Below are 19543 nucleotides of genomic sequence, written 5' to 3'. Positions count from 1 at the left end.
GCAGGGCCCGGTGCCCAGGAGAGCACACCATGACAACCATAATGGTCACCACCATGATCGCCCTGCTGCTGCTGGGCTTTCCGATGATGATCCCGCTGATCACGGCGGCGGTCATCGGCTTCTACATGATGTTCAACGGCCTCGGGCAGATGGACACCCTGATCCAGCAGATGATGGCGGGCATTCGGCCGGCCTCGCTGATCGCGGTGCCCATGTTCATCCTCGCCGCCGACATCATGACCCGCGGCCAGTCGGCGGACCGGCTGATCAACATGGTGATGTCCTTCATCGGCCACGTGAAGGGCGGCCTGGCGGTCAGCACCGCGGCCTCCTGCACCCTGTTCGGTGCCGTCTCCGGCTCCACCCAGGCCACCGTGGTGGCGGTGGGCTCGCCGCTGCGCCCGAAGATGCTCAAGGCCGGCTATTCGGATTCCTTCACCCTGGCGCTGATCATCAACTCCAGCGATATCGCCTTCCTGATCCCGCCCAGCATCGGCATGATCATCTACGGGGTCATCTCCGGCACCTCCATCGGCGAGCTGTTCATCGCCGGCATCGGGCCGGGGCTGCTGATCCTGTTGATGTTCTCCGTCTACTGCGTGATCTATGCGCTGGTGCGCGACGTGCCCACCGAGCCCAGGTCCAACTGGCGCGAGCGCCTGAGTGCGGTACGCATGGCCCTCTGGCCGCTGGGCTTCCCGGTGATCATCGTCGGCGGCATCTATGGCGGCATCTTCAGCCCCACCGAGGCGGCCGCGGCCTGCGTGCTCTACGCCATCCTGCTGGAGTTCGTCGTCTTCCGTTCCCTGAAGGTGGGCGACATCTACGCCATCGCCAAGTCCACCGGCCTGATCACCGCCGTGGTGTTCATCCTGGTGGCGGTGGGCAACGGCTTCTCCTGGATCATCTCCTTCGCCCAGATCCCCCAGGCGATCCTCGAGGCCGTGGGCATCAACGAGGCGGGGCCCACCGGGGTACTGATCGCGATCTGTATCGCCTTCTTCGTGGCCTGCATGTTCGTCGACCCCATCGTGGTCATCCTGGTGCTGACCCCGATCTTCGCCCCGGCCGTGGAAGCCACCGGCCTGGATCCGGTGCTGGTCGGCATCCTGATCACCCTGCAGGTGGCCATCGGCTCGGCGACGCCGCCCTTCGGCTGCGATATCTTCACCGCCATCGCCATCTTCAAGCGGCCCTACCTGGACGTGATCAAGGGGACGCCGCCGTTCGTCTTCCTGCTGATCCTGGCCGCGGCCCTGCTGATCATGTTCCCGCAGATCGCCCTGTTCCTGCGCGATCTGGCCTTTCGGTAGCTGACCCTAAGCTTTGTCTGAAAAGTCGGCGAGCGATGGCCAGACAAGGCAAAAATCGGCGATAAGACAGACCGGGCTCGCGTGCGAGTTTACGCGGTGTAAATGAGTACTTTGACCGGGCTCGCGCACGAGCCGATTTTTAACGCCGGATGGGCGAGCGCAGGCAGTTTTCAGACAAAGCGTAGGAGGGAGGCGACGATGTTCCATCGGATCATGGTGCCGGTCGACGGCTCCAAGGGCGCCATCAAGGCGCTGGACAAGGCCGTCGGTCTGCAACGGCTCACCGGCGCCGAGCTCTACCTGCTGTGCGTGTTCAAGCACCACAGTCTGCTGGAGGCCTCGCTCTCCATGGTGCGGCCCGAGAAGCTCGAACTGCCCGACGACGTGCTCAAGGTGTACGCCACCGAGATCGCGGTGCAGGCCAAGGCCCATGCCACCGAGCTCGGGGTGCCGGCGGACAGGATCCGCGCCTTCGTCAAGGGTGGCCGCCCCTCCCGTACCATCGTGCGCTTCGCCCGCAAGCGGGAGTGCGACCTGATCGTGATCGGCGCCCAGGGCACCAACGGCGAAAAGGGCCTGCTGCTGGGCAGCGTCGCCCAGCGGGTCGCCGGCTCTGCCCACTGCCCCACCCTGGTCGTCTGAGTCCTTGCCCCCATCGTTGCTCCGACGTCGGGCCGGTTCCGCTTCCGTGCGGCGGATGCGGAACCGGCCCGGCCCTGTTAGAGTCCCAGAGATTCCTCACACCCATGGCGCCAAGGCGCCGGAGCTCAAGGTTTTTTCATGAAGAGACTGCTGACTACCGCTTCCCTGACGGCCCTGCTGACCGCCGCCCCGCTGGCCCTGGCCGCCGCGCCCGAGACCGACGAGGAGCGACTGGGCTACAGCCTCGGCGTGACCCTCGGCAAGAGCATCCAGCAGGATGTCGAGGACCTGGACATCAATACCTTTACCCAGGCCATCCGCGATGTCTTCGAGGGCAACGAGCTGGCCATGAGCGACGAGGAGATGGCCGCCGCCCTGAGCCAGTTCCAGCAGCAGGCCATGGAGGCTCGCGCCGCCGAGGCCGAGCAGAAGGCCGAGGCCAACAAGGCCGAGGGCCAGGCCTACCTCGACGAGAACGCCGAGCAGGACGGCGTGACCGTCACCGACTCCGGCCTGCAGTATCGCGAGCTCGAGTCCGGCGACGGCGCCACGCCCGGTGCCGACGACACCGTCGAGGTCCACTACGAGGGCCAGTTGATCGACGGCACCGTCTTCGACAGCTCCTACGAGCGCGGCGAGCCGGTCAGCTTCCGGGTCGGCCAGGTCATCGAGGGCTGGCAGGAAGCCCTGCAGCTGATGAGCGTAGGCGACACCTGGGAGGTCGTGATCCCCTCCGAGCTGGCCTACGGTGCCCAGGGGCAGGGCCCCATCGGTCCCCACGAGACCCTGGTGTTCAAGGTCGAGCTCCTCGACGTGACCCCCGCTGACGAGGCGCAAAGCAACAGCGGCGAAGGGTGATGCGACGCGCATGAAGCTCAAGACCGCGTTGCTGGCGGCCGGCCTCTGCCTGGGGCCGGCCGCCTCGCTTCAGGCCCAGGAAACGCCGGCCGCGCTGCCCGCCCTGGCCGTCAGCACCGAGGCGGCGAGCGTGATCGGCGTCTCCGCCGGCGGCTACATGGCCACCCAGCTCGCCGTGGCCTGGCCGTCGCGCTTCAGCGGACTCGGCGTGGTGGCGGCCGGGCCCTGGGCCTGTGCCCGGGGCGAGCTCGGCCGGGCCCTGGGCCAGTGCATGTTCACCCGCCTCGGCCCTCCCGACCTGGCGGCCATCCAGGCACGCCACCGCGACTACCTGTCCCGCGACCTGGTCGGCGCCCCCGAGGCGCTGGCCGACCTGCGCGTCTTCGTCTGGCACGGCGACGCCGACCAAACCGTCGATCCGTCCCTAGGCCGAGCCCTGGTCGATCAGTTCGAGGACTGGCTGGCGGCGCCGGACCGGCAGCTGCGGTACCGGGAAGGCGAGGGCGCGGCCCATGGCTGGCCGGTCGGCGCCGAGAGCGACGCCCCGGCGAGGACCCTGGCGGGCTGCGGCGAGGGCGGCGGCAGCCACCTGCTGGCCTGCGACCCGGCTATCGCCGAGGCGGCGCTGACCTGGCTGCACGGCGCGCCGTCGGCCGGCGCGCCGGGCGAGGCCGGCGGCCGGCTGGTGCGCTTCGATCAGTCGGACTTCGATGCCCGGGGCCTCGCCGATAGCGGTTACCTGTTCATCCCGGCGGGCTGCGAGGTGGGCGGCTGCGCGCTGACCGTGGCCCTGCACGGCTGCGAGATGAGCGCGGCGGAGGGCGACGAGGCCTTCGTCCGTTACGGCGGCCTGAACGATTGGGCGGCCGCCGACCGGCGGGTGGTGCTCTATCCCCAGGTGGCGGCGAGCCTCGCCAACCCCAAGGCCTGCTGGGACTGGTGGGGCTATGCCGAGAGCGCCTGGCAGCTCGACCCGCTGCACGACTCCCGCCGGGGCAGCCAGGTCGAGGCCCTGATGGGCATGGTCGACCGGCTGCAGGCCAACGCCGACTGAGCCGGCCGGGCCGCGGTTCAGCCCTCGCCGAGCTCCGCGTCGAGGGCCGCCTCGAGCGGTCCCGGGGTCGGGGAATGCAGGACCCGACGGCGAATCTCGCCGTCGCGGTCCACCAGGTACAGCGAGGCGCTGTGGTCGACGGTATAGGCCATGGCCGACTCCGGCGTCTCGACCTTGCGCCACACCACGCCGTAGCGCTCGGCGATCTCCTCGAGTTGGGCCTGGCTGCCGGTGGCGCCGATGAAGTCCTCACCGAAGTAGGCCAGGTATTCCTCCAGCCGGGCCAGGGTGTCGCGCTCGGGGTCCACGGAGACCATCAGCGGCACCACCCGGTCGCGTCGCTCGGGGGACATCCGCTGGCGCACCTGGCGCACCACGGCCAGGCTCATGGGACAGACGTCCGGGCACCAGGTATAGCCGAAGAACACCACCGCCAACTGGTCATCCTCCAGCTGGCTCAGGGAGAAATCGCCCCGGGTCGAGGGCAGCTCGATGGGCCCGCCGGCGGGCAGCCCCGCGTCGCGGCCGGCCTGCTGCTGGTAGGCCCACAGGCCACCGACCGCCAGCAGCAGGGCGACCCCCGCCCCCATCACGTGTCGCCATCGTCGTGTCATGGTGCCTTCCTCGTTACCTCGAAGTCGAACCAGCTTCCCAGGCCTCCCCGGGGCGTGTCCACCACCACCCGGGCGCGCCAGGGCATCACCGCCTCGGTACACAGCGCGACCTTCCCCTCGCCGCGGAACACCCCGCCACCGGCCGCCGCGAGGGGAAAGCGGTGAAGCCCCATGTCCATGTCGCGGCCGTCGAAGGTCACCACCGCGGCCTCGGCCGACGCCCCCGCCAGCTGCACCTCGAGGGGCAGCACCGTCAGGGCCTGGATGGGCCCCTTGCCGGCGAGGTCCAGGGTCAGCGTGACGCCATCCCCGAGGTCGGTCCGGCAGGGCCCGGCCTGGAGATCGCAGGACGTCGACGGCGGTGTCCACCGGACATCGTCACCGTCCAGGGAATGCCGCAGCAGGTACCACAGCGCCACGCCCAGGGTCAGCAGGGTCGTGACGATCAGCAGGCGCAGCAACGGCGGTCGCAAGGCGCGCTCGGCAGGGGCGGAAGGGGACATGGCGGTGAAGCGACGCCTCCGTCGGTGGCAGGATAGACTGGATCTTATCAGTATTCGCCCGGGCCGCCGTGTGCACGGATGTCGCAGGGCCGAGTCGACGAGGAGGCGTCATGGACGGCGTGGCACAGGCCCTGGGCCCATTGTTCCTGTTGATCCTGCTGGGGGCGGTCCTGGCCCGGCTCCAGCAGCCCGGCGGCGACTTCTGGCCGCGCATGGAGCGGCTGATCTACTTCCTGCTGTTCCCCGCCATGCTGGTCGCCACCCTGGCCGAGGCCGATATCCGCCAGGTCCCGGTGGGCCGGCTCGCCCTGGCCCTGCTCGGGGCGATCGGCGTGCTCGGCCTCTCGCTGTGGCGCCTGCGCCATCGCCTGGGGCTGGCCGCACCGGCCTTCACCTCGGTCTTCCAGGGGGGGCTGCGGTTCAACACCTATGTGGGCGTGGCCGGGGCCGCGGCCCTGCATGGCCAGGCCGGCGCCACGGTGGCCGCGGTGGCCGTGGCCCTGATGGTGCCGGCGATCAACGTGCTGTGCGTCGCGACCTTCATCGCCGCCGGCACCCTGGGGGCGGCCGGGCTCGGGGCCAGCCTCGCCGCCCTGGCACGCAACCCACTGATCCTGGCCTGCCTGGCCGGCATCGCCCTGAACCTCTCCGGCATCGGGCTGCCCGGCTGGAGCCAGGACACGGTGGCCCTGCTGGGCCGGGCGGCGCTGCCCCTCGGCCTGGTGGCGGTCGGCGTCGCCCTGCGTCCCCCGGCCCTGCTGCGCCGCGACCGGGGCGTCTGGGCCGCCAACCTGGTCAAGCTGGTGCTGATGCCCGCGGCGGTGCTGGTCCTGGCGCTGCTGCTCGACCTCGACCCGGTGAGCCGCGACGTGGCCCTGCTGTTCGCCGCCCTGCCTACCGCCACCTCGGCCTATATCCTGGCCCGCCAGTTGGGCGGCGACGCCGAGCTCATGGCCGCCCTGATCACCGGCCAGACCCTGCTCGCCATGCTGACCCTGCCGCTCTGGCTGCACCTCGCCGGCTAGGCAAATAAAAAAAGTTCTCGTTTACATTGACGCGATGAATGAGAACGATTTACTCTTGGCACATGGCGTTGATGAGGCGCCATCCCGGTCAGGGAGCTTGCCAGCCCCTGTCCCGGTTTCTCCTCCTCATTGCTAGTCACGGTCTTTTCGCCGCCCTCCGGGGCGGCTTTCTTTTTTCCGTCATTCGCGCCGCCCCAGGCGCTGCTTCAGCAGCTCGCCCAGCGCCTCCACCGCCGGCCAGGAGGCGGCGGTCACCTGTCGCCCGTAGTGCAGCTGGGCCTCGCAGGCCGGTAGCGGCGGCAGGCCCTCGGCCTCGCCCAGCTCGCGCATGGCCGGCGTCAGCCGGTCCCGCTCCAGGATGCTCACGGCCAGCCCGGCTTCCACGGCCGTCTCCACCGCATGGATGCTGGTACTGGTGAACACCGCGTGCCAGGGACGGCCGATGGCCTCCAGGGCCTCGAGCCCCAGGTGGCGATAGGGGCAGTCCACCGGGTGCAGGGCCAGCGGCAGCGGCTGATCCGGCGCCAGGGCCAGCTCCCGGGCCCCCGCCCAGACCGGGGTGGTGCGCCACAGCGGCTCGCCCCCGACCAGACGATGCGGACGATCCAGAGCCACGATCAGCGACAGCTCCCCCCGCTCCAGCCGCCTCGCCAGGTCGCCGCTGGTGGCGGTCACCGCCTCCAGCACCACGTCCGGGTGGCGGGCCAGGAAGTCCGGCAAAAGCCGCCCGACCAGTCGGCTGGCATAGTCCTCCGGCAGGCCGAAGCGCACCCGGCCACTCAGGCCCCGGCCACTGATCCGGGCCACCAGGCCGTCATGGTGGCGCAGCAGCTCCCGGGCCTCGCCGAGCAGCGTCTCGCCGGCGGCCGTGGGCGTCATGCCGCGGGGCCCGCGCAGCAACAGGCGCGTGCCCAGCCGCGCCTCGAGCCGCTTGATCTGCATGCTCAGGGCGCTGACCGTGCGATGGCGCTGCTCGGCGGCCGCGGCCAGGGAGCCGAGGCGTGCCACCACCACGAAACTGCGCAGGGCCTCCAGGTCCAGGGTGTCCGAGGAGACTTCAGCCATATTGAACGCTCGCTGAAAAAAGTTTCGATTCCCGAAAGACTCTAGGCGCCCCAGACTCTCCCCACAAGTCACCGAATGTCTCGGGGAGGTCCCATGCGCGCCTTCACACGCCTGTCGCTAACGGGGTGGCCGCGGCCGGGTGCCGCACCACTGGGCGGCCTCGTCGTGGCCGTCGGCTTCGTGCTGTGCTGGAGCAGCGGCTTCGTGGGCAGTCGCCTGGCCGTGGCCGTCGACACGCCGGCCCTGTCGCTCTATGCCTGGCGCTTCGCGCTGGCCACCCTGCTGGCGGGCTGCTGGTGGGCGCTGCGGCCCCCCCGGCGCCGGGGGCCGGGCCTGTCGCCCCGCGCCCTGGCCCGCGACGCCCTGGTCGGCAGCCTGACGGTGGGCGCCTACCTGCTGGCCATGCTGCTGGCGGTGGAGGCCGGCGTCAGCGCCGGCGTGGCGGCCCTGATCGGCGCCCTGCAACCCCTGGCGGCCACCACCCTGGCCGGCTGGTGGCTGGGCGAGCGCGCGCGTCCGGCCCAGTGGCTGGGCATGTCGGTGGCGACCCTGGGGGCCGGCTTGAGCGTACTGGACGACCTGCAGGGCGTGGGCGGCGCGCCGGCCTGGGCCTACGGCCTGCCGCTGCTGGCGGTGGTGGCCGTGAGCCTGGGCAGCGTGCTGGGCGCCCGGCGGCCGGCGGCTCTGGGAATGGAGGCGCGGCTGACCAGCCAGCTGGCGGCGGCGACGGTGGTGTTCTGGGTCGCCGCCGTGGCGCGCCAGGGAGACTGGCCGGCGCCACCGCCCCTCACCCTGGACACGCTGACGGCGCTGGCCTGGCTGATCCTGCTCGCCACCTTCGGCGGCTACGGCTTCTTCATCGAGAGCCTGCGCCGCTTCGGGGTGAGCCACAGCGCCGCGCTGGTCGCCCTGACCCCGGCGGTGACCCTGGGCTGGACGGCCCTGCTGTTCGGGGAGTGGCCGGGCGGGCTCGGCATCGCCGGCATGGGCCTGGGACTGCTCGGCGCCGGCGCCGCCCTGGTCGCGGGTCGGCCGCGGGGCCGCGGGGCCGGCGGCCACGCCGGCACCGGAAGCCCGCTCAGTCGACGCGGCGGTAGATCAGATCCCAGACCCCGTGCCCCAGCCGCTCGCCGCGGGCCTCGAACTTGGTGAGGGGACGAAAGGCGGGACGCGGCACGTAGGGGGCGGTCTCCGGCGAGGCGGTGTTGGCATAGCCCGGCGCGCCGTCCATGACCCCCGCCATCCACTCGGCGTAGGCCTCCCAGTCGGTGGCCATGTGCAGGGTGCCGCCGGGCTTGAGCCGGGTGCGCACCAGGGCGACGAAGGCCGGCTGGACGATGCGCCGCTTGTGGTGCTTCTTCTTCGGCCAGGGATCGGGGAAGAACAGCTGCAGGGTATCGAGGCTGGCCTCGGGCAGGCAGTGCTCGAGCACCGCCAGGGCATCCTCACGATAGACGCGCAGGTTGGTCAGGCCGCGCTTGTCGGCCTCGTCGAGCAGCTTGCCGACCCCGGGGGCGTGCACCTCGATGCCGATGAAGTCGGTGTCGGGATGGGTCTCGGCCTGCTCGACCAGCGAGGCGCCCATGCCGAAGCCGATCTCCACCACCCGCGGGGCCTGGCGACCGAAGAGGGCGTCGAGGTCCTGGCGGCCGTCGGCGAGCGTCAGTCCCAGCCGCGGCCAGACCTCCTCGAGGCCCCGGGTCTGGGCGGCGGTCATGCGCCCGGCGCGCAGCACATAACTCTTGATGCCCCGGCGATGCAGCGGAGCGTCGGGGCCTTCCGGGCCGGTGGTCGAGGCGGTGTCGTCGTGGTGCGGTGCGTTCATGCGCGGCATCGGATCTCGTGGGTCAGGGGAAGAAGGCGTCAGGCGTTGATACGGCCCGCCAGGGGCGAGGACGGGTCGGCGCTCTGGCGGCGCGGCATGCGCCCGGCCAGGAAGGCCTCGCGGCCGGCCTGGACGGCCTGCTTCATGGCGCTGGCCATCAGCAGCGGCTGTCGGGCATGGGCGATGGCGGAGTTCATCAGCACCCCGTCGCAGCCCAGCTCCATGGCCAGGGCCGCCTCGGAGGCGGTGCCGATGCCCGCATCCACCAGCACCGGCACGCCGGCCTGCTCGATGATCAGGCGAAGGTTGTGGGGGTTCTGGATGCCATGGCCGGAGCCGATCAGCGAGCCCAGCGGCATCACGGCGCAGCAGCCCAGGCGCTCCAGCTCGCGGGCGACGATGGGGTCGTCGCTGGTATAGACCATCACGTCGAAGCCGTCGTTGACCAGCGTCTCGGTGGCGGCCAGCGTCTCCACCACGTTGGGATAGAGGGTGGTGTCGTCCCCCAGCACCTCGAGCTTGACCAGGTTGTGGCCGTCGAGGAGCTCGCGGGCCAGCCGGCAGGTCCGCACCGCATCCTTGGCGGTATAGCACCCGGCGGTGTTGGGCAGCAGGGTGTAGCGCTCCGGCGAGACGACGTCGAGCAGGTTCGGCGCCGCGGCATCCTGCCCCAGATTGGTGCGCCGCACCGCGAAGGTCACCACCTCGGCGCCACTCGCGGCGATGGCCTCACCGGTCTCGTCGAAGTCGCGGTACTTGCCGGTGCCCACCAGCAGGCGCGAGGTGAATTCGCGGCCGGCGATGCGCAGCGGCGCGTCCTGGAAGAAGTCGGTCATGGTTGTCGTGCTCCTGTGGATCCTGGTTCGCGGGACCGCCTCGGCGCGTCAGCCGCCACCGATGGCGTGGACGATCTCGACCCGGTCACCCTCGGCCAGGCGCGTCTCGGCGTGGACGCTCCTGGGCACGATCTCCTCGTTGACCTCCACGGCGATGCGGCGGCCGGTCAGGCCGAGGGACTCGACCAGCCGGGCCACCGAGGCATCGGCCTCCAGGGTGCGGGCCTCGCCATTGAGCTGGATCTGCATGGCATCCTCTCCGGGGCTGCGGATTCGCGGGCCCACATTGTAGCGCCTCAGGGCCGGGCCGGGTACGGTAACCACGAGACGATCGCAGGAGACCCGAGATGCAGGACCGACCCTGGTGGCTGGCGGCGGCGCTGTCCGGCGCCCTGATGGTGATGGCCGGCGCCTTCGGCGCCCATGCCCTGGAGGGCAGCCTGGCCCCGCGGCTGGTGGCGGCCGTCGAGACCGGGGTGCGCTATCAGGCCTGGCACAGCCTGGCGATGCTCGGGGTGCTGGCCTGGCGCGCCGCCTGCCCGCGCCCCGGTCAGCGCCTGGCCCTGGGCCTGTGGGCGGCGGGCATGCTGCTGTTCTCGGGCTCGCTGTACGCCCTGGCCCTGTCGGGCCTGGCAGGCCTCGGCCTGGTCACCCCGCTGGGCGGCGTGCTGCTGATCGGCGGCTGGCTGGCGCTGGCCGTCTGTGTCCTCCGCGCGCCCAGCGTCAGTGCTGGTTCTCGGGAGCGCTGATTCATGTCGCGAGCGAAGAGGGGCCGGGACGCCTAGTCTGGCCGCCGCCGGAGCGCAGCCATCGAATCAGTGTTTCCCCAAGGCTCAGTCGCCGTCCGGCAGGACATAGGTCGCCGTGACCAGGGCCACCGGGGCCTCGTCGCCGGCGGAGAACAGCTGGACCTCGCCCACCGCCAGGCGCCGCCCCAGCTTGAGCAGCCGCGCGTTGGCGATGATGTCGCGGTCGCCCCGCGGACGACGCAGGAAGCGACAGTGCAGGTCACTGGTCACCGCCATCGGCTCGGGACCGACCTGGGCCAGGATCGCCACATAGAGGCAGACATCGGCGAGCCCCATCAGGGTGGGACCGGACACGCTGGCGCCGGGACGCAGGTGCTCGTCCTCGATGGCCAGGCTCATGGTGGCCCGCATCTCGTCGATGCCCTCGATGGTGCCGGAACGCTGGGGGAAGACCTCGTCGAGGAAGTCCTCGATGGCGGCGGCGGTCATCACGGTCATGGGGCGCTCCCTGCGGCAGTGGACGATGGTCCCCAAGATAGCCCAGCTGGCCGGCCGCGCACAGTCGCCACGAGCCACGAGCCACGAGCCACGAGCCACGAGCCACGAGCCACGAGCCACGAGCCACGAGCCACGAGCCACGAGCCACGAGCCACGAGCCACGAGCCACGAGCCACGAATATCAGGGTATCCCTCTACTCGCAGCCCGCCCGCGATTATCCCGCCTTGTGCACCGCGCGCCAGTGATGCAGCAGCGGCTCGGTGTAACCGGCAGGCTGCTCGAGCCCCTTGAAGATCAGGTCCGAGGCGGCCTGGAAGGCGTGGGAAGCGGAGAAGTCGGCGCTCATCGGCGTGTAGTCCGGATCACCGGCGTTCTGCTCGTCCACTACCTTGGCCATGCGTTCCAGGGTCGCCCGGACCCGGTCGGCATCCACCACGCCATGGTGCAGCCAGTTGGCCACGTGCTGGCTGGAGATGCGCAGGGTGGCGCGGTCCTCCATCAGGCCCACGTCATGGATGTCCGGCACCTTGGAGCAGCCCACGCCGTGCTCGACCCAGCGCACCACGTAGCCGAGGATGCCCTGGCAGTTGTTGTCGAGCTCCTGCTGGATCTCCTCGTCGGACCAGGTCGGGTTCTCGGCCACCGGCACGGTGAGCAGGTCGTCGAGGAGCTGTCCACGCAGGGCATGCTCACCCTGGGCCTCCAGCTCGCGCTGCACCTCGGCCACGTTGACCTGGTGATAGTGCAGGGCGTGCAGGGTGGCGGCGGTGGGCGACGGCACCCAGGCGGTGTTGGCGCCGGCCTTGGGATGGCCGATCTTCTGCTCCAGCATGGCGGCCATCAGGTCCGGCATGGCCCACATGCCCTTGCCGATCTGGGCGTGGCCGCGCAGGCCACAGGCCAGGCCGACCTGGACGTTGCTGCGCTCGTAGGCGCCGATCCAGGCGCTGTTCTTCATGTCGCCCTTGCGGATCATCGGCCCGGCTTCCATGACGGTGTGCATCTCGTCGCCGGTACGATCGAGGAAGCCGGTGTTGATGAACACCACCCGCGAGGTCGCCTCGTTGAGGCAGGCCTTGAGGTTGACCGAGGTGCGGCGCTCCTCGTCCATGATGCCCATCTTGAGGGTGTCCCGGCGCATGCCCAGCAGGTCCTCGACGCGGCCGAACAGCTCGTTGGCGAAGGCCACTTCGCGGGGGCCGTGCATCTTCGGCTTGACGATGTACACCGAGCCCTGGCGGGAGTTGCGCGGCTGCCCCGCGTCCTTCTGCAGGTCGTGCAGGGCGACCAGGCTGGTGACGATGCCGTCGAGGATGCCCTCGGGTAGCTCGTTGCCCTCGGCATCGAGCACCGCCGGGGTGGTCATCAGGTGGCCGACGTTGCGCACGAACAGCAGGGCGCGGCCCGGCAGGATCACCTCGCCGCCCTGGGGGTCGGTCCAGGTCCGGTCGCCGTGCAGGCGGCGGGTGAAGGACTTGCCGCCCTTCTCGATCTGCTCCTCGAGGTCGCCCTTCATCAGGCCCAACCAGTTGGCGTAGACGCCGACCTTGTCCTCGGCGTCCACCGCGGCCACGGAATCCTCGCAGTCCATGATGGCGGTCAGCGCAGCCTCGACGACCACGTCCTTGACCCCCGCCGGGTCGGTCTTGCCGATGGGGTGCCCGGCATCGACCTGGATCTCCAGGTGCAGGCCATGGTTGACCAGCAGGATGGCGGAGGGCGCGGCGGCCTCGCCCTGGTAGCCGACCAGCTTGCCCGGCTCCTTGAGGCCGGTCTCGCGACCGCCGTCCAGGGTCACCGTGAGATGGCCGTCACGCAGGGCGTACTTCACCGCCTCGCGGTGCGAGCCGGTCGCCAGCGGCGCGGCGCGGTCGAGCACGCCACGGGCGTAGGCGATGACCTTCTCCGCCCGCTTGGGGTTGAAGCTCTCGCCCCTCTCGGCGCCGCCCTCCTCGGCGATGGCATCGGTGCCGTAGAGGGCATCGTAGAGGCTGCCCCAGCGGGCATTGGCGGCATTCAGGGCATAGCGGGCGTTGTTGACCGGCACCACCAGTTGCGGGCCGGCCTGCACGGCGATCTCGCGGTCGACATCGGTGGTGGTGACCTCGACCTTGGCAGGCGCCTGCTCGAGGTAGCCGACCCGCTCGAGGTAGCCGCGGTAGGCCGGCATGTCACGGATCGGGCCCGGGTTCTCGCGGTGCCAGGTGTCGAGCTCCCCTTGCAGGCGGTCACGCTCGGCGAGCAGTTCGCGGTTCTTCGGTGTCAGATCATGAAACAGGGCGTCCACGCCGCGCCAGAAGTCGTCGGGGTCGACCCCCGTGCCCGGCAGGGCCTGCTCGTTGATGAAACGGTCCAGCTCGGCGGCCACCTGGAGACGGTGGCGGGTGATGCGTTGGGTCATGGGGTCGTTCTCCTATGCGTGGCGATCCGGCGTCCCCTGGCACCGAACAGCCGGACAGGGAAAGGTGACTGCGTAATGACAATTTTGTGGAAATTGCTTCCACATGTAAACCCGAAGCCGGCGGACATCCCCGCAGGGTAGACCAAAAGACGAGAGCCGGTAGTCTGACTCCCGACATTAATGAACAGTGGTTCCGCCCTCGGCAAGGCGCTAGCATGGGAGTCATTGCGGAGGACTCGATGAGCGATTTCAGCCCCCTTCAGGCCCTGGGCACGATTGCTCCGGCCGACCGAACCGGCCAGGAGCTCGAGCGCTACCTCGGGCACTATGGCCTGGCGCCACTGCTGGCCGAGCACGTGGGGCTCTACGTAGGCTACGTGGACGCCCACGGCTTCCGCCTCTGGACCCAGGTGTGGAGCCCGCCGGCCCCCATCGGCACGGCCTTCGTGGTGCATGGCTACTATGACCACCTGGGGCTGTATCGTCATCTGCTCGAGTGCCTGCTCGATCGCGGCTGGCGGGTGGTGCTCTGGGACCTGCCGGGCCACGGGCTGTCGAGCGGCGCGCGGGCCTCCATCGGCGACTTCGACGACTACGGCGACTGCCTGCGCAGCCTGCAACACTACCTGGCAGCCCGGGACCTGGTGCCCCAGCCGTGGCTCGGCATCGGCCAGAGTACCGGGGCGGCGATACTGGCCACCGACGCGCTGCGCCGGGGCGACGACGGCCATTGGGCCGGCCTGGCCCTGCTCGCCCCCCTGGTGCGCCCCTGGGGCTGGTCCCAGTCGAGCTGGCTGCACCGCCTGGTGGGCCCCTTCGTCCGCTCGGTCCCGCGCCGCTTCCGCGACAATTCCACGGACAGCGACTTCGCCACCTTCCTGCGCGAGGGGGACCCGCTGCAACCGGACCGCCTGGCCATGGAGTGGGTGGACGCCATGCGGCGCTGGATGCCCCAGCTGCTGTCCCTGCCGGCCAGCCCGGTGCCGACCCTGATCCTGCAGGGCGAGCAGGACCTGACCGTGGACTGGGAGTGGAACCTCGAGGTACTGGAAAGCAAGTTTCCCAACGCCGAGATTCACCGCCACCCCGAGGCCCGCCACCACCTGGTCAACGAGGCCGAGCCGATCCGACGGGTGCTGTTCGAGGCGCTGGAAGGCTTCATCGCCGGCCTCGAGCCCCGTTGCGTCGACCGATCGGCGCTTTCGCCGAGCCGGAGGGGCTCGGCCCCATGACGCGACGCCTGCTCCCCCTGGCGCTGCTGTTCCTGCTGCTCGTCGGCTGCGCCGCTCCCCCGGAAGCCCCCCAGAGCGTGCGCCAGGCGCTGCTGGGGCTCGGCAAGCGGGCCGCCGAGGAAGTGGCGACGTCACCGGCCCTGCCCCGCCCCACCGCCGACCAGGTCCTGCTGCTGGCCATGCCCGAGGTCGACCCCGACCTCCAGCTGGACGACACGCGCCTGCTCGAGAGCCTGAGCCGGGCCCTGCTCGGCATCGACCAGGGCCCCCAGGTCCTCGACTGGCGGCCGGCCCTGTCCGAGGGCGCCGGCCACAACCAGTGGCGCCTGGACAGCCGGCTGATCGCCAGCGGCCCGCGATTGACGCTGTCCGACCGGCAACTGCTGCCCTACCGGCTGCAGCTGACCCTGCGCCGTCCCGGCAGCGAGACGGCGCTCTGGGAGTCCCACATCGACGGCGCCCTGGACGCCTCCGCCCTCTGAGCGACGCCCCGCGCCCTCAGCCGCCGCTGAGCAGCCGATCCAGCTGGCGATAGCCGATGGCCTCGATCAACTGCTCGCGGCCGGGGTGCGGCAGCCCGGCCAGGTCGGCCAGGGTCAGGGCCACCCGCAGCACCCGGTGGTAGGCTCGGGCCGAGAGCCTGAGCCGCTCCAGCACGCCGGCCAGCCAGGCCCGGTCGCCGGGGTCGAGGGCGCAGGCGCGCTCCAGCTCGCCCCCCGCCAGATGGGCATTGAGCGCGCCCCGGGCCAGCTGGCGCTCGCGGGCCGCCAGCACCCGGGCCCGTACCGTCGCCGAGCCCTCCCCGGGCTCCCGGGAGGTCAGCTGCTCGGGCGGCAATGCCGGCACCTCCACCTGCAGGTCGATGCGATCCAGCAGCGGTCCCGACAGGCGCGCCTGATAGCGCTGGATCTGGGCCGCGGTGCACCGGCAGGCCTGGCGGGGATCCCCCAGGTGGCCGCAGGGGCAGGGATTCATCGCCGCCACCAGTTGGAAGCGTGCCGGGTAGCAGCGCTCGTGATTGGCCCGGGCGATGTGGATCCGTCCGGACTCCATGGGCTCGCGCATCACCTCCAGCACCTGGCGGGAGAACTCCGGCAGCTCGTCGAGGAACAGCACCCCGTGGTGGGCCAGGGAGATCTCCCCGGGCCGCGGTCGCGAGCCGCCGCCGACCAGGGCCACCGCGCTGGCGGTGTGGTGCGGCGCGCGGAAGGGCCGGCGACCCCACTGCTCGCGCAGCGGCAGGCCGGTCACCGAGCGCACCGCCGCCACCTCGAGGGCCTCGTCCTCGCCGAGCGGCGGCAGGATGCCCGGCAGCCGGCTGGCCAGCATGGTCTTGCCGGTGCCGGGCGGGCCGGCGAACAGCAGGTTGTGCCCCCCGGCCGCCGCCACCTCCAGCGCCCGCCGCGCCTGGTGCTGGCCGCGCACCTCGCACAGGTCGGCCCCCGGCGCCTCGCTGACCGCTGGCCGCCCCAGCCGGTGGGCAGGGATGGGCGTCTGGCCCAGCAGGTGGGCCACCACCTCGAGCAGGTGGGCGGCGGGCAGTACCTCGAGCTCGCCGGCCAGCGCCGCCTCGTCGGCGTTGGCGACGGGCACGATCAGCCGGCGCCCGGCGCGCCGTGTCGCCAGGGCCAGGGGCAGCACGCCGGTCACCGGCCGCAGGACCCCGTCCAGGGCCAGCTCGCCCACACACTCGGTGGCCTCGAGGGCCTCGGCGGGCACCTGGCCGGAGGCCACCAGCAGGCCCAGGGCGATGGGCAGGTCGAAGCGCCCGCCGTCCTTGGGCAGGTCGGCGGGTGCCAGGTTGAGGGTGATGCGTCGCAGGGGGAAGTCGAAGCCGGCATTGACCAGGGCACTGCGCACCCGCTCGCGGCTCTCCTTGACCGCGGCCTCCGGCAGCCCGACCAGGGTGATGCCGGGCAGGCCGTTGGCCAGGTGCACCTCCACCAGGACCTCGGGGGCCTCGAGGCCGAGGCCGGCCCGGGTGCGAATGATTGCCAGCGTCATCGGCGGTCCCTCGCGCGTTGTCTGCCCTCAGGCTAGACCAGCGCCGACGGGACCGCTCGATGGCTCAACGGCCGGGCTCGCCGGCGCCGGCATCCTCCTCGGGCGCGGCGGGGGTGTCCGGGGCCTCGATGGCCGGGGCCGGCGCCTCACCGTCGGCCGCCGGCCGGGAGGTCTCCAGCGCCTCCTCCAGGGCCGCGACCTGCTTCTCCAGGGCCTCGACCCGGCCACGGGTGCGCTGCAGCACGTCCATCAGGATGTCGAAGTCCTCACGAGACACCAGCTCCAGGCGGTCGAAGGCGCCCCGCACGACCTGCTGGATGCCCTTCTGCACCTCCTCGGGGGCCTGGGACGCGCCCTGCAGGCGTTCGCCGATCTGCTGAGCCAGTCGACTGATGCGATCTTGGCTGACCATGGTGTCTCTCCTGAACGATGGTGGGATGGCTGTCTGACAGGATACGCAAGGCGCTCGCGGTGCGCATTCCCCCCTACTCGCCTCTTCATGGCGCAGTTCCGCTGCGCACCGGCACCAAGACGGTGCATCACGGTCCCCGTCATGCCCCGGAGCCCCCGTGACCACCCCCTTCAAGATTTCTCCAACCCCATGAATTGACGATTTTAACCCGGACGTTGGCATGGATTACGCAGGGCTTTCGGGACATGCACCGTGCGGCACCATGCCGCTCTCATTACCTGCAGGGGAGATTAGGGATGAAGCTGATCACCGCCATCATCAAGCCATTCAAGCTCGACGACGTGCGCGAGGCGCTCGCCGATAACGGCGTGCAGGGCATCACCGTCACCGAAGTCAAGGGCTTCGGCCGCCAGAAGGGCCATACCGAGCTCTATCGTGGCGCCGAATACGTGGTCGACTTCCTGCCCAAGGTCAAGATCGAGGTCGCCGTGGACGACGGTCGCCTCGACACCGTGCTGGATGCGATCTGCACCGCGGCCAACAGCGGCAAGATCGGCGACGGCAAGGTGTTCGTGACCCCCCTGGAAGACGTCATCCGTATCCGCACCGGCGAGCGCGGCGGCGACGCCGTCTGAAGCGACTGCCCTGCCCCTTTCATGAGGAGTGACCGTCATGACTGAGTTGACCGAGCTGAGCTACGCGCTCGACACCTTCTACTTCCTGATCTGTGGCGTGCTGGTGATGTGGATGGCCGCCGGCTTCTCGATGCTCGAGGCCGGCCTGGTGCGTTCCAAGAACACCGCCGAGATCCTGACCAAGAACATCGCGCTGTTCGCCGTCGCCTGCACCATGTACCTGCTGCTGGGCTACTACCTGATGTACTCCAGCTCCGCGGGCGGCCTCCTGCCCAACCTGGGCTTCCTGCTGGGCGGCGAGAACACCGTGGCCGCGGTGACCGCCGGCGGCGACGACGCGCCCTACTACTCCATGCGCGCCGACTTCTTCTTCCAGGTGGTGTTCGTGGCCACCGCCATGTCCATCGTCTCCGGGGCCGTGGCCGAGCGCATGAAGCTGTGGGCCTTCCTGGCCTTCGCCGTGGTGATGACCGGCGTCATCTATCCTGTCTCCGGCTACTGGACCTGGGGCGGCGGCTGGCTGGCCGAGGTCGGCTTCTCCGACTACGCCGGCTCCGGCATCGTGCACATGGCCGGGGCGGCCGCGGCGCTCGCCGGCGTGCTGGTGCTCGGCCCGCGCAAGGGCAAGTACGGCAAGGACGGCAGCATCTTCGCCATCCCCGGTGCCAACCTGCCGCTGGCGACTCTCGGCACCTTCATCCTGTGGATGGGCTGGTTCGGCTTCAACGGCGGCTCCGAGCTGAAGGTGTCCGACGTGAGTTCGGCCAACAACATGGCTCAGGTGCTGGTGAACACCAACGCCGCCGCCGCCGGCGGGGTGATCGCCGCGCTGATCCTGGCCAAGCTGTGGTTCCGCAAGGCCGACCTGACCATGGCCCTCAACGGTGCCATCGCCGGCCTGGTGTCCATCACCGCCGACCCGCTGTCGCCCAGCGCCCTGGGCGCCACCCTGATCGGCGCCGTCGGCGGCCTGCTGGTGGTGATGTCCATCGTCGGCCTCGACAAGCTCAAGCTCGACGATCCGGTCGGTGCCATCTCCGCCCACGGCGTCGCAGGCATCTGGGGCGTGCTGGCGGTGCCGCTCTCCAATGACGGCGCCTCCTTCGGTGCCCAGATCATCGGCATCCTCGGCATCTTCGCCTGGGTCTTCGCCGCCAGCCTGGCCGTATGGCTGATCATCAAGGCGATCATGGGCGTGCGCGTCAGCGAGGAAGAGGAATACGAGGGCGTCGACCTGGCCGAGTGCGGTCTCGAGGCCTACCCCGAGTTCACCGTCTCCAAGGTGCACGGTGGTGGCGCCGGCCGCAGCCGGGCCGAAGGCCTGAGCCAGGCGCCGATGAGTCCCCGCACCGAATGACACCGATCGCAGCAGGCATCACGATGGCCCCCTCGCGGGGCCATTTTTTATTCCTCCCGCAGGGGGTGTATGCTCTGGCACAATGACCCCCGACAGGGATGGCGCACACCGCCATCGGATACGGACAACGCGAGGACATGACCATGAAACTGGTGACCGCCATCATCAAGCCGTTCAAGCTCGACGACGTACGCGAATCGCTCTCGGAGATCGGCGTCCAGGGCATCACCGTTACCGAGGTCAAGGGCTTCGGGCGCCAGAAGGGCCACACCGAGCTCTACCGCGGCGCCGAGTACGTGGTCGACTTCCTGCCCAAGGTGAAGCTCGAGGTGGCCGTGGATGAGTCCATGGCCGAGCAGGTGATCGATGCCATCACCCAGGTGGCGAATACCGGCAAGATCGGCGACGGCAAGATCTTCGTCACCGCCCTGGAGCAGGTCATTCGCATCCGTACCGGCGAGACCGACAAGGACGCGGTCTGACAGCTCGAAGCTCGTAGCTCGCGGGTCGAACCTCGAC

At 70.5% G+C, this 19543-nt stretch carries 22 protein-coding genes; 12 read left to right on the top strand and 10 right to left on the bottom strand.

Translation table 11 applies throughout. The annotated features are described in order from the left end of the window. Positions 1 to 29: 29 nt before the first annotated feature. The 4 genes from OCT48_RS00510 (at position 30) to OCT48_RS00495 (ending at position 3867) form a co-directional block, all read left to right on the top strand. Complete coding sequence (locus OCT48_RS00510) at positions 30 to 1313, top strand: TRAP transporter large permease (protein WP_263590861.1); 1284 nt, start codon at positions 30 to 32, stop codon at positions 1311 to 1313. 198 nt (positions 1314 to 1511) lie between these two features. Then, positions 1512 to 1955, top strand: coding sequence for a universal stress protein (locus tag OCT48_RS00505; RefSeq protein WP_263590860.1), 444 nt, complete (start codon positions 1512 to 1514; stop codon positions 1953 to 1955). 138 nt (positions 1956 to 2093) lie between these two features. Further along, on the top strand, positions 2094 to 2813 hold the full coding sequence (locus tag OCT48_RS00500; RefSeq protein ID WP_263590859.1) for an FKBP-type peptidyl-prolyl cis-trans isomerase: 720 nt from the start codon (positions 2094 to 2096) through the stop codon (positions 2811 to 2813). A 10-nt stretch (positions 2814 to 2823) separates the two neighbouring features. Continuing rightward, positions 2824 to 3867, top strand: a complete 1044-nt coding sequence (locus OCT48_RS00495) for a PHB depolymerase family esterase (protein WP_263590858.1) — start codon at positions 2824 to 2826, stop codon at positions 3865 to 3867. 17 nt (positions 3868 to 3884) lie between these two features. Here the strand turns inward: OCT48_RS00495 and OCT48_RS00490 are convergent, their stop codons facing one another. Beyond that, positions 3885 to 4481: an SCO family protein gene (locus tag OCT48_RS00490; RefSeq protein ID WP_263590857.1), complete on the bottom strand. Its 597-nt coding sequence runs from the start codon at positions 4479 to 4481 to the stop codon at positions 3885 to 3887. Continuing rightward, positions 4478 to 4984, bottom strand: coding sequence for a hypothetical protein (locus OCT48_RS00485; protein WP_263590856.1), 507 nt, complete (start codon positions 4982 to 4984; stop codon positions 4478 to 4480). The genes OCT48_RS00490 and OCT48_RS00485 overlap by 4 nt, the downstream gene beginning before the upstream one ends. A 110-nt stretch (positions 4985 to 5094) precedes the next feature. Here OCT48_RS00485 and OCT48_RS00480 point away from each other — a divergent pair, with 110 nt between their 5' ends. After that, a complete protein-coding gene (locus tag OCT48_RS00480; RefSeq protein ID WP_263590855.1) occupies positions 5095 to 6009 on the top strand; it encodes an AEC family transporter in 915 nt (304 codons plus the stop codon). Between the two features lie 180 nt (positions 6010 to 6189). Here the strand turns inward: OCT48_RS00480 and OCT48_RS00475 are convergent, their stop codons facing one another. Further along, positions 6190 to 7074 (bottom strand): LysR substrate-binding domain-containing protein, encoded by an 885-nt coding sequence (locus OCT48_RS00475; protein ID WP_263590854.1) that lies wholly within the window; start codon positions 7072 to 7074, stop codon positions 6190 to 6192. Between the two features lie 93 nt (positions 7075 to 7167). Here OCT48_RS00475 and OCT48_RS00470 point away from each other — a divergent pair, with 93 nt between their 5' ends. Beyond that, a complete protein-coding gene (locus tag OCT48_RS00470) occupies positions 7168 to 8226 on the top strand; it encodes a DMT family transporter (protein WP_263590853.1) in 1059 nt (352 codons plus the stop codon). On the opposite strand, the gene trmB is transcribed toward OCT48_RS00470, so the two are convergent. Genes trmB through thiS form a run of 3 tightly spaced genes read right to left on the bottom strand, consistent with a single transcriptional unit; the run spans position 8153 to position 9984 of the window. Then, positions 8153 to 8908 (bottom strand): tRNA (guanosine(46)-N7)-methyltransferase TrmB, encoded by a 756-nt coding sequence (gene trmB, locus OCT48_RS00465; RefSeq protein WP_263590852.1) that lies wholly within the window; start codon positions 8906 to 8908, stop codon positions 8153 to 8155. The genes OCT48_RS00470 and trmB overlap by 74 nt on opposite strands. Before the next feature lie 29 nt (positions 8909 to 8937). Beyond that, positions 8938 to 9735 (bottom strand): thiazole synthase, encoded by a 798-nt coding sequence (locus tag OCT48_RS00460; RefSeq protein WP_263590851.1) that lies wholly within the window; start codon positions 9733 to 9735, stop codon positions 8938 to 8940. A 48-nt stretch (positions 9736 to 9783) separates the two neighbouring features. After that, the gene (thiS, locus tag OCT48_RS00455; protein WP_183383013.1) at positions 9784 to 9984 is read right to left on the bottom strand and encodes a sulfur carrier protein ThiS; all 201 of its coding nucleotides are present in this window, start codon (positions 9982 to 9984) and stop codon (positions 9784 to 9786) included. A 98-nt stretch (positions 9985 to 10082) separates the two neighbouring features. Between thiS and OCT48_RS00450 the strand changes: the two genes are divergently transcribed. Next, the gene (locus OCT48_RS00450; protein WP_263590850.1) at positions 10083 to 10484 is read left to right on the top strand and encodes a DUF423 domain-containing protein; all 402 of its coding nucleotides are present in this window, start codon (positions 10083 to 10085) and stop codon (positions 10482 to 10484) included. An 84-nt stretch (positions 10485 to 10568) separates the two neighbouring features. Here the strand turns inward: OCT48_RS00450 and OCT48_RS00445 are convergent, their stop codons facing one another. Beyond that, the gene (locus OCT48_RS00445; RefSeq protein WP_183383015.1) at positions 10569 to 10982 is read right to left on the bottom strand and encodes a PaaI family thioesterase; all 414 of its coding nucleotides are present in this window, start codon (positions 10980 to 10982) and stop codon (positions 10569 to 10571) included. A gap of 215 nt (positions 10983 to 11197) precedes the next feature. After that, positions 11198 to 13384, bottom strand: a complete 2187-nt coding sequence (locus OCT48_RS00440) for a malate synthase G (RefSeq protein WP_263590849.1) — start codon at positions 13382 to 13384, stop codon at positions 11198 to 11200. A 239-nt stretch (positions 13385 to 13623) separates the two neighbouring features. Between OCT48_RS00440 and OCT48_RS00435 the strand changes: the two genes are divergently transcribed. After that, the gene (locus tag OCT48_RS00435; protein WP_263590848.1) at positions 13624 to 14616 is read left to right on the top strand and encodes an alpha/beta hydrolase; all 993 of its coding nucleotides are present in this window, start codon (positions 13624 to 13626) and stop codon (positions 14614 to 14616) included. After that, a complete protein-coding gene (locus tag OCT48_RS00430) occupies positions 14613 to 15098 on the top strand; it encodes a hypothetical protein (RefSeq protein ID WP_263590847.1) in 486 nt (161 codons plus the stop codon). The genes OCT48_RS00435 and OCT48_RS00430 overlap by 4 nt, the downstream gene beginning before the upstream one ends. A gap of 16 nt (positions 15099 to 15114) precedes the next feature. Here the strand turns inward: OCT48_RS00430 and OCT48_RS00425 are convergent, their stop codons facing one another. Both OCT48_RS00425 and OCT48_RS00420 read right to left on the bottom strand, forming a co-directional pair. Then, a complete protein-coding gene (locus OCT48_RS00425) occupies positions 15115 to 16620 on the bottom strand; it encodes a YifB family Mg chelatase-like AAA ATPase (RefSeq protein WP_263590846.1) in 1506 nt (501 codons plus the stop codon). Positions 16621 to 16684: 64 nt separating this feature from the next. Next, positions 16685 to 17032: an accessory factor UbiK family protein gene (locus OCT48_RS00420; protein WP_263590845.1), complete on the bottom strand. Its 348-nt coding sequence runs from the start codon at positions 17030 to 17032 to the stop codon at positions 16685 to 16687. A gap of 296 nt (positions 17033 to 17328) precedes the next feature. Here OCT48_RS00420 and OCT48_RS00415 point away from each other — a divergent pair, with 296 nt between their 5' ends. The 3 genes from OCT48_RS00415 (at position 17329) to glnK (ending at position 19506) form a co-directional block, all read left to right on the top strand. Then, a complete protein-coding gene (locus OCT48_RS00415; protein WP_263590844.1) occupies positions 17329 to 17667 on the top strand; it encodes a P-II family nitrogen regulator in 339 nt (112 codons plus the stop codon). 37 nt (positions 17668 to 17704) lie between these two features. Beyond that, complete coding sequence (locus OCT48_RS00410; protein ID WP_263590843.1) at positions 17705 to 19024, top strand: ammonium transporter; 1320 nt, start codon at positions 17705 to 17707, stop codon at positions 19022 to 19024. Positions 19025 to 19167: 143 nt separating this feature from the next. Next, positions 19168 to 19506, top strand: coding sequence for a P-II family nitrogen regulator (glnK, locus tag OCT48_RS00405; protein WP_183383023.1), 339 nt, complete (start codon positions 19168 to 19170; stop codon positions 19504 to 19506). Positions 19507 to 19543 lie beyond the last annotated feature (37 nt).

It is taken from the genome of Halomonas sp. M4R1S46 (genome assembly GCF_025725685.1).
Classification (GTDB): Bacteria; Pseudomonadota; Gammaproteobacteria; order Pseudomonadales; family Halomonadaceae; genus Halomonas.
This window is presented reverse-complemented; position numbering and strand designations above follow the sequence as displayed.

What these genes read in the sequence shown, in the direction of transcription:
- OCT48_RS00480 (WP_263590855.1), top strand. Translation starts at nt 5,095, where the DNA reads ATGGACGGCGTGGCACAGGCCCTGGGCCCATTGTTCCTGTTGATCCTG.
- OCT48_RS00510 (WP_263590861.1), top strand. Translation starts at nt 30, where the DNA reads ATGACAACCATAATGGTCACCACCATGATCGCCCTGCTGCTGCTGGGC.
- OCT48_RS00435 (WP_263590848.1), top strand. Translation starts at nt 13,624, where the DNA reads ATGAGCGATTTCAGCCCCCTTCAGGCCCTGGGCACGATTGCTCCGGCC.
- OCT48_RS00500 (WP_263590859.1), top strand. Translation starts at nt 2,094, where the DNA reads ATGAAGAGACTGCTGACTACCGCTTCCCTGACGGCCCTGCTGACCGCC.
- OCT48_RS00420 (WP_263590845.1), bottom strand. Translation starts at nt 17,032, where the DNA reads ATGGTCAGCCAAGATCGCATCAGTCGACTGGCTCAGCAGATCGGCGAA.
- thiS (WP_183383013.1), bottom strand. Translation starts at nt 9,984, where the DNA reads ATGCAGATCCAGCTCAATGGCGAGGCCCGCACCCTGGAGGCCGATGCC.
- OCT48_RS00470 (WP_263590853.1), top strand. Translation starts at nt 7,168, where the DNA reads ATGCGCGCCTTCACACGCCTGTCGCTAACGGGGTGGCCGCGGCCGGGT.
- trmB (WP_263590852.1), bottom strand. Translation starts at nt 8,908, where the DNA reads ATGCCGCGCATGAACGCACCGCACCACGACGACACCGCCTCGACCACC.
- OCT48_RS00495 (WP_263590858.1), top strand. Translation starts at nt 2,824, where the DNA reads ATGAAGCTCAAGACCGCGTTGCTGGCGGCCGGCCTCTGCCTGGGGCCG.
- OCT48_RS00445 (WP_183383015.1), bottom strand. Translation starts at nt 10,982, where the DNA reads ATGACCGTGATGACCGCCGCCGCCATCGAGGACTTCCTCGACGAGGTC.
- OCT48_RS00425 (WP_263590846.1), bottom strand. Translation starts at nt 16,620, where the DNA reads ATGACGCTGGCAATCATTCGCACCCGGGCCGGCCTCGGCCTCGAGGCC.
- OCT48_RS00450 (WP_263590850.1), top strand. Translation starts at nt 10,083, where the DNA reads ATGCAGGACCGACCCTGGTGGCTGGCGGCGGCGCTGTCCGGCGCCCTG.
- OCT48_RS00505 (WP_263590860.1), top strand. Translation starts at nt 1,512, where the DNA reads ATGTTCCATCGGATCATGGTGCCGGTCGACGGCTCCAAGGGCGCCATC.
- OCT48_RS00415 (WP_263590844.1), top strand. Translation starts at nt 17,329, where the DNA reads ATGAAGCTGATCACCGCCATCATCAAGCCATTCAAGCTCGACGACGTG.
- OCT48_RS00460 (WP_263590851.1), bottom strand. Translation starts at nt 9,735, where the DNA reads ATGACCGACTTCTTCCAGGACGCGCCGCTGCGCATCGCCGGCCGCGAA.
- OCT48_RS00430 (WP_263590847.1), top strand. Translation starts at nt 14,613, where the DNA reads ATGACGCGACGCCTGCTCCCCCTGGCGCTGCTGTTCCTGCTGCTCGTC.
- OCT48_RS00440 (WP_263590849.1), bottom strand. Translation starts at nt 13,384, where the DNA reads ATGACCCAACGCATCACCCGCCACCGTCTCCAGGTGGCCGCCGAGCTG.
- OCT48_RS00410 (WP_263590843.1), top strand. Translation starts at nt 17,705, where the DNA reads ATGACTGAGTTGACCGAGCTGAGCTACGCGCTCGACACCTTCTACTTC.
- glnK (WP_183383023.1), top strand. Translation starts at nt 19,168, where the DNA reads ATGAAACTGGTGACCGCCATCATCAAGCCGTTCAAGCTCGACGACGTA.
- OCT48_RS00490 (WP_263590857.1), bottom strand. Translation starts at nt 4,481, where the DNA reads ATGACACGACGATGGCGACACGTGATGGGGGCGGGGGTCGCCCTGCTG.
- OCT48_RS00485 (WP_263590856.1), bottom strand. Translation starts at nt 4,984, where the DNA reads ATGTCCCCTTCCGCCCCTGCCGAGCGCGCCTTGCGACCGCCGTTGCTG.
- OCT48_RS00475 (WP_263590854.1), bottom strand. Translation starts at nt 7,074, where the DNA reads ATGGCTGAAGTCTCCTCGGACACCCTGGACCTGGAGGCCCTGCGCAGT.